This window comes from Citrobacter sp. NCU1, assembly GCF_010231475.1.
In the GTDB taxonomy this organism is placed as follows: Bacteria; Pseudomonadota; Gammaproteobacteria; order Enterobacterales; family Enterobacteriaceae; genus Citrobacter_D.
The window spans coordinates 1-13597 of the sequence record NZ_NRDO01000036.1; the positions used below are offsets into that span (position 1 = coordinate 1).

The following is a 13597-nucleotide window of genomic DNA, read 5'->3' on the forward strand; positions in this document are numbered from 1 at the left end:
CTGGTAACAGAGCCTTACAGGCGCATTTGAAAAACCTCCGGCTATGCCGGAGGATATTTATTCAACTGCCTTGGGTGGCAGCGCCCGTAATCGGGCAGACCCTGATTTAATTGACGATCCCCATATAGCCATGAATGCCCATATAGAGACCGACCAGGCCGATTAACAGGCTGGAAAAGTAAGGGGCTTTTCTGGCGAGGGTATTAAATCCGCTCCAGCGTTTAGCGGCTTGCTGGACACTGATTGCCGCTCCCACACCTACCGCCACCAGCGTGAGCGCAAGACCCACACTGAAGCAGAGCACCATCGTTGCTCCCAGGGTGAAGGCTTTAAGCTGGATGCAAATCAGCAGGACGGTTATTGCCGCAGGGCAGGGGATAAGCCCGCCAGTCAGGCCAAATAACAGTATCTGCCCGTTCGTCACCTCTCTGCCGTGAAAGCGGCGCTGGATGTCACTGGCATGCGCGAGCTCATGAGCATCCTGATAGTCTTTTGAACCTGCGGTTAACCCTTCCAGTCCCGCATGGTCATGATGCTCATGATCGTGGTGATGCTCATGGTCGTGGTGATGCTCATGATCATGGTGATGGTGCTCATGGTGGTGATCGTGCTCATCATGATGATGGCCATGCGCTTCTGCCAGCCAGTTTCGTTCCCCTTGCCATGTGCGCCAGAACATCCAGGTCGCGGTTCCCAGAATAATGATCGCGGAAATAAACTGAAGCCAGGGTTCAACCGATTCGGCAGTAAATGCCCGGCTGATATACATGCCCCCAAGCGCAATCAGCCACACCACCGCGGTATGCGAGAGTGTGGCCGCCAGCCCCAGCATTACCGCCTGCCTGATGGTGCCTTTAATGGCGATGATAAATGCCGCCATCATCGTCTTGGAGTGCCCAGGCTCAAGCCCATGCAATATGCCTAACAAAATTGCGCTGGGAATAAAAAACCAGGCGTTGCCTTGCTGAAGCAGCGTAGAAAATTCACCCATGAGAATGATTCTTAGTTGTTTTGTTTCGGCTGATTCTACTCCCCCCCAGTACCAAATACTACCCCCCAGTAGATCTGCAAGGTATAGTTAACCATGATTGATGCAACTGGGATATTGCTATGTCACATACGATCCGCGACAAACAAAAGCTTAAAGCGCGTACCAGCAAAATTCAGGGGCAGGTGGTTGCCTTAAAAAAAATGCTGGATGAACCGCATGAATGCGCGGCGGTTTTACAACAAATAGCGGCGATACGTGGCGCGGTGAACGGGCTTATGCGGGAAGTGATAAAAGGTCATCTGACCGAACATATCGTGCATCAGGGCGATGAAATAAAGCGCGAAGAAGATCTGGATGTGATCTTGAAAGTGCTGGATTCCTATATCAAATAGTCGGGATGATGCCCGACTATGCGGATCATTAGCAGCAAACGGATACCAGGTTCCGCTGCGTAATACAGCATTCAACATGTTTAAAGCCGCTGATCGACTCCAGCGCCAGTAACAGACAGGCGACGGTTTGCGCTTCTGGCAGAGCAGACTGATGCGAGCTCACGGTAATGGGCGGGAGGAGTCAATGGCTCACCCCCTTCAGGTGTGTGAGCCATTACGGTTGTCCTTAGCCAAAAAACATCACGGAAACGCAGAGTAAACCGACAATCAGGGTAATCAGATTACTCAGTGAGCGGTAGGGTTTTAGCGTTGGGATCAGATAGGTCGACAGCGTCGGCATGATGAATAAAATCATGGCGATGAGTGGGCCGCTTATCGCATAAATCATTGAGATTGCATTTGGGTTAATGCAGCACACAATAAACGTGATCGCCGAAACCAGCATAATGGAAAGCGCGCGATAAAAGGCGCGGCTTTTTTTCACACCAACCTGCTGTAAGCCAGTTTTTACCACCTCGGTTGCCCCTTCGATCACACCGAAATAGGTGCCGAGAAACGACTTCGACATGGCGACAACGGCGACAATAATCCCGGAAATCGACAGCCAGGCGGGAGCATTTTGCATCATCGACAGCGCAGACAGAATGGTGACGCCCTCATGTTTGGCCGCTTCAATGTAAGCGGGCGGAATGGAGAGCAGACAGCTGAAGACGAAAAACAACACGCTCAGGCTGATGATTAGGTAGGCGACCTTCATGATTTTTTTGCATTTACCCATGGCCTGCTCGCCATATTTTTCACGTCTGTCGATGGCAAACGTAGAAATAATTGGTGTATGGCTAAAAGCGAAAACCATCACTGGAATAGATATCCATACCTGATGAAGCGTGTGCTGATCGAAAGACATCTGGCTGGTCAATAAAGAGGGCTGCCAGCTTCCGGTCAAATAGAATGAGAGAAATAAAAAGTACGCAATAAGCGGAAACACCAGAAATCCCATCACACGAAGCGTGGTATGGCGTCCCATCAGAAAAATCAGGTTTAGCGTCACCACGACACCCAGACTGACCAGCATACGAATGCAGAGGTCTACCTGCAGATGCTTTGCCACCTGCTCGGTGAGCGAGTTGGTGATCGCCACGGCATAAATCAGTACGACCACAAAGAAGGCAATAAAGTACAGCGAGGTGATCAGGCTACCGATCTTTTTACCGTAGTAGTGTGTTACCGCGCCAGTGATCCCTTCTCCTGCCGACGTTTTTGAAGAGAGAATGAATTGACACAGCGCCTTATGCGGCCAGTAAGTCAATGGCCAGGCGACCAGCGCGGTGATAAACAGAACAATCGCACCCGCTGAACCCAATTGTATGGGGAGGAAGAGGGTTCCTGCACCAACGGCAGTTCCATATAACGCGAAACTCCAGAGAGTCTCTTCTTTTGACCAAATCTTCGACATTGTCTGAATGTATCAACTATAAAATAAACAAAAAAGTAGCATAATTTACCATAAACAGGGGGTGTTGAGGGAGGCTTAAACCGAGAGGGAATGAACAGGTAAAATGCCGGAATCGCAGTGACTCCGGCAAATCAGAGCGTCATCAGGCAGTAACACGTTGCTGTCGATGTTTTACCACGCGATGGCGCAAGGTATCGTAGGCCCAGTTATAGAGCATGGTGTAGGGCAGGAAGAACAGGAAGAAGCCTATTTCCAGTGTGAATGCTTGTAGCAAACTGACACTCAGCACATACGCCACAATACTCACCCCAATGACGATAAAACCGCTTTCAAATCCCAGGGCATGAAAGGCGCGGACTTTGGCGGTACGTTTGACCAGATGCGCAGGCCAAAAACGGTCAAACAGCGCGTTATAGATGATATTCCAGATCATCGCCGTGGTCGCCAGTAAGACGGTGAGTCCGCCCATTTCGAGAACGGAGCGCTGCATCAACCAAGCCGTTGTGGGGGCGAGAATAGCCGTCGCGATACCCTCAAAACAGACGGCATGAAAAATACGCTCAGGTAAGGAGCGGCGTTGTACTGCATCGTGTTGCATAGCGTGAAACCTTCTTTTTTTGTTTGGAATCATATGGAATTCTGCGCATTTTATCGCTTAATGTGATATCTAAAAGATAGTATCCATCGATAAAGTAGATAGTTCATGCGCTACTCTCCTGAAGCATTAACGGCATTTGTAGAAACGGTCTCCTGCGGTTCCTTTTCTGCGGCGGCGCGACGGCTGCGTAAAAGCCAGTCGACCATCAGTACGGCGATAGCGCACCTGGAGGCCGATCTCGGATTTTCACTGTTTGACCGGACGTCGCGGCAACCGGTGCTGACGGAAGAGGGAAAGCGGGTACTCGGTTATGTACAGGCTATTTTGTCGGCGAGCGACCGTCTGGATGAAGTGGCATTGTCGTTATCTGGAGAAACGGAAGCGCGCCTGACCTTTGTCCTTTCCGACACTCTGCACCCGGATGTTCTCGAAGAACTGATGGTGCAGTTTGATCGGCAGTTTCCGCACACCGAGTTTGAATGTCTGATCGGTGAAGATGAGGATGTTATCGATCTGCTGCAAAAAGGACGTGCGCAGGTGGGGCTGATAGAGGCCCGCGACGACTACCCGACGGATATGGGCGTCACGCGCTTGCCGATGCAGACCTGGATGGGGTTGTATGTCGCCGCGACGCATCCGCTGGCGATGCAGGAAAAAGTCTCCTGGGATCAACTGCATACCTGGCGTGAACTGCGACTGAATACCTATTTTGAAAGCGGCGCCAACGTGGCGAGAGGTCCGGTCTGGTCCGCGCCTAACTATTTATTGTTGCTCAGTATGGCCGTACAGGGCTTCGGCTGGTGCGCGCTGCCTTGTGCGTTGGTCGAAGAATTTGCCGCCGAGAAACCGTTGGTTCAACTGGATGTGCCAGGCTGGCCCAGGGCTATCTCTATTGATCTCCTCTGGAATAAGAAATCTCCCCCAGGAGCTGCGGGAAGCTGGCTCCGATACCATTTACAACAGGGGCGTGTCACGGCGTAGCCACAACGATACGCATTTCCTTTGTGATAAAACTCACTTTTTTTAAACATTCAGGATAACTATCTTTAACAATCCTCTACTATTGCGGTGTTATTTTGCGCAGAGGTGCTAATGAAAGAGGTTGTGATAGTTGGGGCATTACGGACACCCATTGGCTGCTTCCAGGGAACGTTGGCACGTCATTCTGCCGTTGAGCTTGGCAGCGTGGTCGTGAAAGCGTTATTGGCGCGCACGGGTGTTGATGTACATGCCATCGATGAAGTTATCCTCGGTCAGGTTCTCACCGCAGGAGCAGGGCAGAATCCTGCTCGTCAGTCCGCCATCAAAGGTGGGTTGCCTAATACGGTTTCCGCTATCACGATTAATGATGTGTGTGGCTCAGGGCTAAAAGCGTTGCATCTGGCAACCCAGGCTATCCAGTGCGGTGAAGCGGATATTGTGATTGCGGGCGGACAAGAAAACATGAGCCGCGCGCCGCATGTCCTTACTGACAGCCGCACCGGCGCGCAACTGGGCAACAGCCAACTGGTCGACAGCCTGGTTCACGACGGTTTGTGGGATGCGTTCAACGATTACCACATGGGTGTCACCGCTGAAAATCTGGCGCGGGAATACGGGATCAGCCGCGAGTTACAGGATGCCTATGCGCTCAGCTCTCAGCAAAAAGCGCGTGCTGCAATCGATGCCGGCCGCTTTAAAGATGAAATCGTGCCTGTTACCACTCAGCGCAATGGGCAATCAAGAGTGATTGATACGGATGAACAGCCGAGGACCGATGCCAGCGCAGAAGGACTGGCCAGACTGGACCCCACGTTTGATCGTCTGGGATCGGTCACGGCAGGAAATGCCTCGTCAATTAACGATGGCGCTGCCGCCGTTATGATGATGAGTGAAGCCAAAGCGCAAGAGTTGAATTTACCCATACTGGCGCGTATTCGTGCTTTTGCCAGTGTCGGCGTGGACCCGGCGCTGATGGGAATCGCCCCCGTTTATGCCACTCGTCGCTGCCTGGAACGGGTTGGCTGGCAGCTTGCAGATGTGGATCTTATCGAAGCCAACGAAGCGTTTGCCGCTCAGGCGCTCTCCGTGGGGAAAATGCTGGAGTGGGATGAACGCCGGGTGAACGTCAACGGTGGCGCGATTGCCCTCGGTCATCCCATTGGCGCTTCGGGTTGTCGAATTTTGGTTTCGCTGGTGCATGAAATGGTCAAACGTAAAGCGCGCAAAGGGCTGGCGACGTTATGCATCGGCGGTGGGCAGGGTGTGGCGCTGGCCATCGAGAGAGACTGATCATCACCTTGCCGCTCGCATAAAAAAGCCCTCCTTACGGAGGGCAAGACCAGTTACAGAAACACTCGAACAAAGAATAATTTATCAAAACGACGTTTCATTATTTGTGATTCATAACGCAACTTGATGAAAAAACACGTCATAACCGCTCCTTTATCTCCGCACCATTTTCTGTATCAGGCCTTTTCGCAGGGTAATAAACTCAATTTTTGTTTTTATCTCTTTGTTTTCAAATGAATTGCTTTTGATTTTTTTGATGCGCTGCGTCCGACCGTGATCAGGACGACACTTTTGACAATAACATCCGCAAAAATGAAACGTTGTTTTATTTATAATTGAAAACAGATTCGCAGAGGGATATCATGGCCTCATTAAGTAAAACGGAACAGCGTTTCGCTCTCCGTTCAGGAATTATCACGGTCAATTTATCATTGGAGGTAAATATGGACGTAAGACAGAGTATCCACAGTGCGCACGCGAAAACGCTGGACACCCAGGAACTGCGCAAAGAGTTTTTAGTTGAAAGCGTATTTGTGGCTGACGAATACACCATGGTTTACAGCCACATCGATCGCATTATCGTCGGTGGTATTATGCCGGTGGCGAAATCAGTTTCGGTAGGCGGTGAAGTTGGTAAGCAACTGGGTGTTACTTACTTCCTGGAACGTCGCGAATTAGGCGTGATCAACATTGGCGGCCCGGGCACGATTACCGTTGACGGCCAGTGCTATGAAATTGGTCATCGCGATGCGTTATATGTGGGTAAAGGCGCGCAGGAAGTGATTTTTGCCAGCGTAGATGCGGCAAAACCTGCGAAGTTCTATTACAACTGCGCACCGGCGCACACCACCTATCCAACCAAAAAAGTGACGCCAGCCGATGTGGCGCCAGTCACTTTAGGCGACAACGTCACCAGCAACCGTCGCACCATCAACAAATATTTTGTTCCGGATGTTCTGGAAACCTGCCAGTTGAGCATGGGGCTGACCGAACTGGCGCCAGGCAACCTGTGGAATACCATGCCGTGCCATACCCATGAGCGCCGTATGGAAGTGTACTTCTACTTCAACATGGATGAAGACACTTGCGTCTTCCACATGATGGGGCAACCGCAGGAAACGCGTCATATCGTGATGCACAACGAACAGGCGGTGATCTCGCCTAGCTGGTCTATTCACTCTGGTGTAGGCACCAAAGCGTATACGTTCATCTGGGGCATGGTGGGCGAAAACCAGGTCTTTGATGACATGGACCACGTCGCAGTAAAAGATCTGCGCTAGTCGCGAACGGCAATGATGCCTGTCGGTGACAGGCCATTAAAAATTTAAGGGTTTACAATGATTCTGAATGCATTTTCTCTCGAAGGTAAAGTTGCCGTCGTCACGGGTTGTGATACCGGTCTTGGTCAGGGTATGGCGGTTGGTCTGGCAGAAGCGGGCTGCGATATTGTCGGGATTAACATCGTTGAACCGACTGAAACGATTGAACGCGTTACCGCGCTGGGTCGTCGCTTTTTAAGTCTGACTGCTGATTTGCGCCAGATCGACGGTATTCCGGCTCTGCTGGAACGTGCAGTGGCGGAATTTGGTCATATCGACATCCTGGTCAACAACGCGGGTCTGATCCGTCGTGAAGATGCGATCGATTTCAGTGAAAAAGACTGGGACGACGTGATGAACCTGAACATTAAGAGCGTGTTCTTCATGTCTCAGGCAGCGGCGAAGCACTTTATTGCACAGGGTAACGGCGGCAAGATCATCAACATCGCGTCTATGCTCTCCTTCCAGGGCGGCATCCGCGTTCCGTCTTACACCGCATCAAAAAGCGGCGTCATGGGCGTAACCCGTCTGATGGCGAACGAGTGGGCGAAGCACAACATCAACGTGAACGCGATTGCGCCGGGCTATATGGCGACCAACAATACGCAGCAGCTGCGTGCTGATGAAGAGCGTAGCGCGGCGATCCTCGACCGTATCCCGGCGGGACGTTGGGGTCTGCCGAGCGATCTGATGGGGCCGATTGTCTTCCTGGCTTCCAGCGCATCTGATTACATCAACGGCTATACCGTGGCTGTTGACGGCGGCTGGCTGGCGCGTTAATTCGCCAACCGTTAATGCCCGATACTGCGAAAGCGGGTCGGGCATTTGTTTCTCTTTTTCCCTTCTTTCTCTTCTTCCCTTTGTCTTTCCGCTGGCCTGACATTCTCAGACAGACGTGCCTTCTGCGCTCACCACATCACAATTGAACTGGAAACTTAATCATAACTTTGTTTCACTGCTATCAGTTTCCAACGAAGGAGTACGCAATGAAAACGATTGGCTTGCTGGGCGGCATGAGTTGGGAATCCACCATTCCCTACTACCGTTTAATCAACGAAGGGATTAAGCAACGTCTGGGCGGTTTGCACTCTGCAAGTCTGTTGTTGCATAGCGTTGATTTTCATGAAATTGAAGCCTGCCAAAGCCGGGGTGAGTGGGACAAGGCGGGCGATATTCTGGCACAGGCGGCGCTGGGCCTTGAGCAGGCAGGCGCGGAAGGGATCGTGTTGTGTACCAATACGATGCATAAAGTGGCGGATGCCATTGAATCCCGTTGTCGGTTGCCGTTTTTGCATATTGCCGATGCGACGGGGCGCGCCATTACCCGTCAAAATATGACGCGCGTCGCCTTGCTGGGAACGCGCTATACCATGGAGCAGGATTTCTACCGGGGACGACTGGCGCAGCAGTTTGCTATTGAAACCCTGGTCCCGGACGCTGACGCGCGTGGCAAAATTAACCAGATTATTTTCGATGAGCTGTGCCTTGGCGAGTTTTCCGCGCAGTCACGCCATTATTACCTGCAGGTGATCGAAAGTCTGGCGGCACAAGGCGCGCAGGGGGTCATTTTTGGTTGCACCGAGATTGGCTTGCTGGTCCCGGAAGCGGACAGCGCGCTCCCGGTGTTTGATACCGCCGCAATTCATGCCACGGATGCGGTGGAGTTTATGCTTTCGTCGTCTGCGAGAGAATAGCCTCCAGCGGATCGACAAGGCGCGGCAACGAGGCTTGTAGATGTTTACTGAACGCATCTACCAGCGCGGACGATGGGCGGTGTAAAGGGCGGATCAGGCTGACGGTAAACGGTACGTCGATGCTGAAACGCCGCACGATAACGCCGCTTGCCGCATAATCCAGGGCGGTAAACGGGTTGACGACGGAGATCCCCGCTCCCGCGCGCACCATCGCGCAGACCGAGGCGGCGCTGTGGGTTTCAATGACCATCCGGCGCTTAACCTGATGCTCATTGAACAGCGTGTCCAGCAACTGGCGGTAACTGTCTGTGCGCGACAGGCTAATGTAGTTTTCCCCCTGAAAATCTTCAGGTGTCAGTACGGACTTTGCCGCAAGTGGATGACCTGACGGCAGGACGCAGACTTCATTTCGCGTGAGCAATGCGGTACGTTCAGTCCCCGCCGGCGCATGTAGCGTTTCTGTCAGGCCGAGATCATGACGCTGCGCGGAAAGCCACTCTTCCAGCAACGGCGACTCCTGCGGCACAATGTTCAGGCTGACATCCGGATAACGGGCAAGAAAAGGCTGTAGCAGCGTCGGTAAAAAGGATTGTGAGAACACCGGCAGACAGACAATCGACAACTCCCCCTGACGGAATTCACGTAAACTTTCCGCCGCGCTCACAATGCGATCCAGTCCATACCAGGAACGCTGCACTTCCTCGAACAGTCTCAGCCCTTGTACTGTGGGGTGTAGTCGCCCGCGAGTCCGTTCAAAGAGCTTTAATCCCAACACTTTTTCGAACCGCGCCAGTTCCCGGCTGACGGTCGGTTGCGAGGTATGCAGCAGGGTCGCCGCCTCGGTCAGATTCCCGGCGGTCATCACCGCATGGAAGATTTCAATATGACGAAGATTTACGGCGGCCATCGGTTTTCCTTAATGGAGATATTCCATATCATTTTTGCATAGACTTTCGATAAAGAGATATTTTTTATTCTCTTCAGGTTGTGGCGTAATGCTAAAAAATATCTTGTCCGGAGCCCGCTATGCCACATTCGCTGAACTGTACAGAAACTTCGCTTAACGCTGAGAATTTGCTTCACTTACCGGCTGAGTTTGGTTGCCCAGTCTGGGTGTATGACGCACAGGTCATTCGCCGCCAGATTGCCGCCCTGCAACAGTTTGATGTGGTGCGTTTCGCACAGAAAGCCTGCTCGAACATCCATATTTTGCGCCTGATGCGTGAGCAAGGAGTGAAAGTTGACTCCGTCTCTTTGGGCGAGATCGAGCGCGCGTTGGCGGCGGGGTACAATCCCCAAACGCATCCGGATGACATTGTATTCACGGCAGATGTCATTGACGCCGCTACGATCGCCCGAGTGAGCGAATTGCGTATTCCTGTCAATGCGGGGTCCGTGGACATGCTGGATCAGCTCGGCCAGGTTTCCCCCGGACATCGGGTTTGGCTGCGTGTGAATCCGGGGTTTGGTCATGGCCATAGCCACAAAACCAACACCGGCGGCGAAAACAGCAAACACGGTATCTGGCATTCCGACTTACCCGCAGCCCTGGCGGTGATACAACGTCACCAGCTTAAACTCGTGGGTATTCATATGCATATCGGTTCTGGCGTTGACTATGGTCACCTGGAGCAGGTGTGCGGCGCGATGGTGCGTCAGGTTATCGAATGTGGTCAGGATCTGGAGGCGATTTCCGCAGGCGGTGGGTTGTCGATTCCCTACCGCGACGACGAAGAGTCTGTTGATACGCAGCACTATTACGGTTTGTGGAATGCCGCGCGCGAGCAAATTGCGCGCCACCTTGGGCATCATGTGGCGCTGGAAATTGAACCTGGGCGCTTTCTGGTTGCGCAATCTGGTGTTCTGGTAACGCAGGTGCGCAGCGTAAAACAGATGGGGAGCCGACACTTTGTGTTGGTGGATGCCGGCTTTAACGATCTCATGCGTCCGGCCATGTACGGCAGTTATCACCGTATCAGCGCCCTCGCGGCAGATGGGCGCTCGCTGGAAACGGCGCCTCAGGTGGATACTGTCGTTGCGGGCCCGTTGTGTGAATCAGGCGATGTGTTTACTCAACAGGAAGGGGGCAAAGTGGAAACGCGCGCGTTACCGGCGGTGGCTCCCGGTGATTACCTGGTGCTGCACGATACGGGTGCGTATGGCGCCTCCATGTCCTCAAACTACAACAGCCGCCCGCTGCTGCCGGAAGTGCTGTTTGATAACGGCGAAGCAAAACTGATCCGCCGTCGTCAGACTATCGAAGAACTGCTGGCGCTGGAGTTATTCTGATCGGTAATACGGCCCGGTGGTGACGGAATCGCGGAGCACCAGCGTTCCCGTAAAGGGAGGAATGGGCTCCAGCGCCTTGCCGCTGACCAGCCGTATGGCCTGATCAATCGCCGTGGTGATCATACTATCAATAGGCAGATAGACTGTAGAAAGCCCCGGCTCAAGCCATTTTGCGCTGGGGGCATCGTCAAAGCCAAACAGTGAAATATCCTGCGGGATCCGAAGTCCAGCCTGGTGTAGTGCTTTTGATGCGCCCAACGCCATATCGTCGTTACAGGCGAAAAGGGCGCTAAACGCGACACCTTCATCGAGCAATTCGCGGCACGCATCGTACCCGCGTATCATGCTGGAGTCCCCGTATTTTACTTTTGCCGGATCCCAGGCGATGCCGTTTTTCTCCAGTGCTTTACGATACCCCATTAAGCGAGATTTTCCGGTTGGGGTGTGAATGGGAACGGTAATGCAGGCGATATCGCGATGCCCCTGCGAGATCAGATAATCCACGACCTGAAAGGCCGCATCTTCTTGTTCGAAAAAGACCGCGCGATCCCGTGCCAGGCTGACGTCGCGATTTATAACCACCAGCGGCATGGCTGTCGTATTAATCAGCGTCATGATCGCCTTTTCACTCATATAACGGGTATAGAGAATGATGGCGTCACATTGTCTGTCGGCAAGCATCTGTACCGCTTCCTGCTCGCGCTCCGGTGTGTCGTGCCCGTCGGTGACGATCAGTTGCTTACCGTGAGATTCCGTTTGACGTGAGGCTTGTTGCAACAGTCGACCGAAGTAGAATCCGTCAAACGTCGACACCACGAGACCAATGCTGTTACTGGTACGGTTCGCCAGCGATCGCGCCAAAAAATTGGGGCGATAATCTAAGGCCTGCATTGCTTTAAAGACCTTTTGTCGCGTGCTCTCTTTTACTTGTCCCGTCCCGTTAAGCACGCGAGAAACAGTCGCTTTTGATACGCCCGCACGACGTGAAACATCCAGCATTGTTGTCATGACGCTATTCCGATGATTCGTTTGACGAAGGATTCCCTGACTCCGTTGGCGTCGACACAGAGTGTCGACGGACCAGAGTGGGGCTAAACACATGGGGGATTTCCGGCGCAGGACGTTGATCCGCCAACGCGAGCGCTAGTTCCGCTGCCTGAGTCGCCATCGTCACAATCGGATAACGAACGGTGGTTAACCGTGGGCGTACATAGCGGGAAACCAGCACGTCATCAAAGCCAATCAGGGAAATCTTCGAAGGGACGTCGATGCCGTTATCATTTAATACCCCCATAGCACCTGCCGCCATGGAGTCGTTATAACAGGCGACAGCAGTGAAGTTTCGTCCACGGCCTAACAGTTCCATCATGGCCTGTTCACCCCCGCTTTCGTCGGGTTCGCCAAAGGTCACCAGCCGATCATTACACGGCAGTTGGCTCTCGGCCAGCGCGTCGTAATAACCTTGCAGACGGTCTTCCGCGTCAGAGATAGTGTGGTTTGAACACAGATAGCCAATTCGGGTGTGCCCTTGTTGAATGAGGTGGCGGGTGGCAAGCCACGCGCCGTAGCGATCGTCCAGGGCCACACAGCGTTTCTCAAATCCGGGCAGGATCCGGTTGATCAAGACCATGCCGGGAATTTGCTTCATCAGCGAGGCCAGCTCGGCATCCGGGAGCATTTTGGCGTGAACCACCAGTGCGGCGCAGCGGTGACGGATCAGCTGTTCAATCGCCTGACGCTCTTTGTGTTCGTTGTGGTAGCCGTTGCCAATCAGTAAAAAATTACCGGTGTGATAGGCCACTTGCTCAACAGCTTTCACCATCGCGCCAAAAAAAGGATCGGAAACATCACCCACCACCAGACCAACCGTCTCTGTCGATTGCTGGGCAAGGGCGCGGGCATTGGCATTGGGGTGATAACTGAGAGATTCCATCGCGCTGGTCACCGCAAGACGAGACGCCTCACTGGCTTTCGGGGAATCATTGATCACGCGAGAAACGGTGGCGACTGAAACACCAGCCAGTCGGGCCACATCCTTTATGGTCGCCATGACACTAGTACCTATTGAGGGTAAACGCTTACATCCTGCCAGTGTTACGGAAAAAGAGGGGCTATACAAGCAGATTGCCCATCCTGACCTCGCAAATGTGAGCGCACACGAATGAAGTAAGACAGAAAATAGAGAACACAAACCTTTAGTTACACTTTGCTAAAGGCTGTTTCGATTGTTCGCTGGTGAGGAATTAGCGCGAATTGATAGAGTTGGGATCCCAGAGGTATTGATAGGTGAAATCAGCTTTCGGGTTGATCACACGAATTACACCAGCCTGCGCAGATGCGCAGGTTTTTTTTTGCGCCTACGGCGATCTGTAAACAGTAACACATAATTTACACAACTCGTTTCATTTGCGTTCATTCCTTTGCGTTTTTGCACTGGCGCACATTCAGTGTGGAGACCACAATCAAGATCCCAGAGGTATTGATTGGTGAGATTATTCGGTACGCACTTCGTACCCTGTCTCTTGCACCGACCTGCGCAGATGCGCAGGTTTTTTTGCCTCTGTTTTACGCCGACTGTCGCCCCCAC

General features: G+C 52.7%; 13 protein-coding genes. 7 read left to right on the plus strand and 6 right to left on the minus strand.

Annotated features, from left to right (window positions below; translation table 11 throughout):
- Nucleotides 1-106 precede the first annotated feature (106 nt).
- A complete protein-coding gene (locus tag CJP72_RS12060) occupies nucleotides 107-991 on the minus strand; it encodes a nickel/cobalt efflux protein RcnA (RefSeq protein ID WP_162381384.1) in 885 nt (294 codons plus the stop codon).
- A gap of 119 nt (nucleotides 992-1110) precedes the next feature.
- On the opposite strand from CJP72_RS12060, the gene rcnR reads away from it, so the two are divergent.
- Nucleotides 1111-1383 (plus strand): Ni(II)/Co(II)-binding transcriptional repressor RcnR, encoded by a 273-nt coding sequence (rcnR, locus tag CJP72_RS12065; RefSeq protein ID WP_162381386.1) that lies wholly within the window; start codon nucleotides 1111-1113, stop codon nucleotides 1381-1383.
- A gap of 226 nt (nucleotides 1384-1609) precedes the next feature.
- Here the strand turns inward: rcnR and CJP72_RS12070 are convergent, their stop codons facing one another.
- Both CJP72_RS12070 and CJP72_RS12075 read right to left on the minus strand, forming a co-directional pair.
- Nucleotides 1610-2839: an amino acid permease gene (locus CJP72_RS12070; protein WP_162381387.1), complete on the minus strand. Its 1230-nt coding sequence runs from the start codon at nucleotides 2837-2839 to the stop codon at nucleotides 1610-1612.
- Nucleotides 2840-2981: 142 nt separating this feature from the next.
- Nucleotides 2982-3437: a multidrug/biocide efflux PACE transporter gene (locus tag CJP72_RS12075; protein ID WP_162381389.1), complete on the minus strand. Its 456-nt coding sequence runs from the start codon at nucleotides 3435-3437 to the stop codon at nucleotides 2982-2984.
- A gap of 105 nt (nucleotides 3438-3542) precedes the next feature.
- Between CJP72_RS12075 and CJP72_RS12080 the strand changes: the two genes are divergently transcribed.
- The 5 genes from CJP72_RS12080 to CJP72_RS12100 all read left to right on the plus strand — a co-directional run bounded on the left by CJP72_RS12080 (nucleotide 3543) and on the right by CJP72_RS12100 (nucleotide 8721).
- Nucleotides 3543-4418 (plus strand): LysR family transcriptional regulator, encoded by an 876-nt coding sequence (locus tag CJP72_RS12080; RefSeq protein WP_162381391.1) that lies wholly within the window; start codon nucleotides 3543-3545, stop codon nucleotides 4416-4418.
- A gap of 111 nt (nucleotides 4419-4529) precedes the next feature.
- Nucleotides 4530-5708, plus strand: a complete 1179-nt coding sequence (locus CJP72_RS12085) for an acetyl-CoA C-acetyltransferase (RefSeq protein ID WP_162381393.1) — start codon at nucleotides 4530-4532, stop codon at nucleotides 5706-5708.
- Between the two features lie 443 nt (nucleotides 5709-6151).
- On the plus strand, nucleotides 6152-6988 hold the full coding sequence (kduI, locus tag CJP72_RS12090) for a 5-dehydro-4-deoxy-D-glucuronate isomerase (protein ID WP_162381395.1): 837 nt from the start codon (nucleotides 6152-6154) through the stop codon (nucleotides 6986-6988).
- Between the two features lie 57 nt (nucleotides 6989-7045).
- On the plus strand, nucleotides 7046-7807 hold the full coding sequence (gene kduD / locus CJP72_RS12095; RefSeq protein ID WP_162381397.1) for a 2-dehydro-3-deoxy-D-gluconate 5-dehydrogenase KduD: 762 nt from the start codon (nucleotides 7046-7048) through the stop codon (nucleotides 7805-7807).
- Nucleotides 7808-8013: 206 nt separating this feature from the next.
- Nucleotides 8014-8721, plus strand: coding sequence for an aspartate/glutamate racemase (locus tag CJP72_RS12100; protein WP_162381399.1), 708 nt, complete (start codon nucleotides 8014-8016; stop codon nucleotides 8719-8721).
- Here CJP72_RS12100 and CJP72_RS12105 read toward each other — a convergent pair.
- The gene (locus tag CJP72_RS12105) at nucleotides 8693-9628 is read right to left on the minus strand and encodes a LysR family transcriptional regulator (protein WP_162381401.1); all 936 of its coding nucleotides are present in this window, start codon (nucleotides 9626-9628) and stop codon (nucleotides 8693-8695) included. The two genes, CJP72_RS12100 and CJP72_RS12105, sit on opposite strands and share 29 nt — an antisense overlap.
- Before the next feature lie 119 nt (nucleotides 9629-9747).
- Between CJP72_RS12105 and lysA the strand changes: the two genes are divergently transcribed.
- Complete coding sequence (gene lysA, locus CJP72_RS12110; protein ID WP_162381403.1) at nucleotides 9748-11010, plus strand: diaminopimelate decarboxylase; 1263 nt, start codon at nucleotides 9748-9750, stop codon at nucleotides 11008-11010.
- On the opposite strand, the gene CJP72_RS12115 is transcribed toward lysA, so the two are convergent.
- Entirely contained in the window at nucleotides 11002-12018 is a 1017-nt protein-coding gene (locus CJP72_RS12115) for a LacI family DNA-binding transcriptional regulator (protein ID WP_162381405.1), read from the minus strand. The genes lysA and CJP72_RS12115 overlap by 9 nt on opposite strands.
- A 4-nt stretch (nucleotides 12019-12022) precedes the next feature.
- Nucleotides 12023-13060: an HTH-type transcriptional regulator GalR gene (gene galR, locus CJP72_RS12120; RefSeq protein WP_162381407.1), complete on the minus strand. Its 1038-nt coding sequence runs from the start codon at nucleotides 13058-13060 to the stop codon at nucleotides 12023-12025.
- Nucleotides 13061-13597: the final 537 nt, after the last annotated feature.

What these genes read in the sequence shown, in the direction of transcription:
- CJP72_RS12060 (WP_162381384.1), bottom strand. Translation starts at nt 991, where the DNA reads ATGGGTGAATTTTCTACGCTGCTTCAGCAAGGCAACGCCTGGTTTTTT.
- rcnR (WP_162381386.1), top strand. Translation starts at nt 1,111, where the DNA reads ATGTCACATACGATCCGCGACAAACAAAAGCTTAAAGCGCGTACCAGC.
- CJP72_RS12070 (WP_162381387.1), bottom strand. Translation starts at nt 2,839, where the DNA reads ATGTCGAAGATTTGGTCAAAAGAAGAGACTCTCTGGAGTTTCGCGTTA.
- CJP72_RS12075 (WP_162381389.1), bottom strand. Translation starts at nt 3,437, where the DNA reads ATGCAACACGATGCAGTACAACGCCGCTCCTTACCTGAGCGTATTTTT.
- CJP72_RS12080 (WP_162381391.1), top strand. Translation starts at nt 3,543, where the DNA reads ATGCGCTACTCTCCTGAAGCATTAACGGCATTTGTAGAAACGGTCTCC.
- CJP72_RS12085 (WP_162381393.1), top strand. Translation starts at nt 4,530, where the DNA reads ATGAAAGAGGTTGTGATAGTTGGGGCATTACGGACACCCATTGGCTGC.
- kduI (WP_162381395.1), top strand. Translation starts at nt 6,152, where the DNA reads ATGGACGTAAGACAGAGTATCCACAGTGCGCACGCGAAAACGCTGGAC.
- kduD (WP_162381397.1), top strand. Translation starts at nt 7,046, where the DNA reads ATGATTCTGAATGCATTTTCTCTCGAAGGTAAAGTTGCCGTCGTCACG.
- CJP72_RS12100 (WP_162381399.1), top strand. Translation starts at nt 8,014, where the DNA reads ATGAAAACGATTGGCTTGCTGGGCGGCATGAGTTGGGAATCCACCATT.
- CJP72_RS12105 (WP_162381401.1), bottom strand. Translation starts at nt 9,628, where the DNA reads ATGGCCGCCGTAAATCTTCGTCATATTGAAATCTTCCATGCGGTGATG.
- lysA (WP_162381403.1), top strand. Translation starts at nt 9,748, where the DNA reads ATGCCACATTCGCTGAACTGTACAGAAACTTCGCTTAACGCTGAGAAT.
- CJP72_RS12115 (WP_162381405.1), bottom strand. Translation starts at nt 12,018, where the DNA reads ATGACAACAATGCTGGATGTTTCACGTCGTGCGGGCGTATCAAAAGCG.
- galR (WP_162381407.1), bottom strand. Translation starts at nt 13,060, where the DNA reads ATGGCGACCATAAAGGATGTGGCCCGACTGGCTGGTGTTTCAGTCGCC.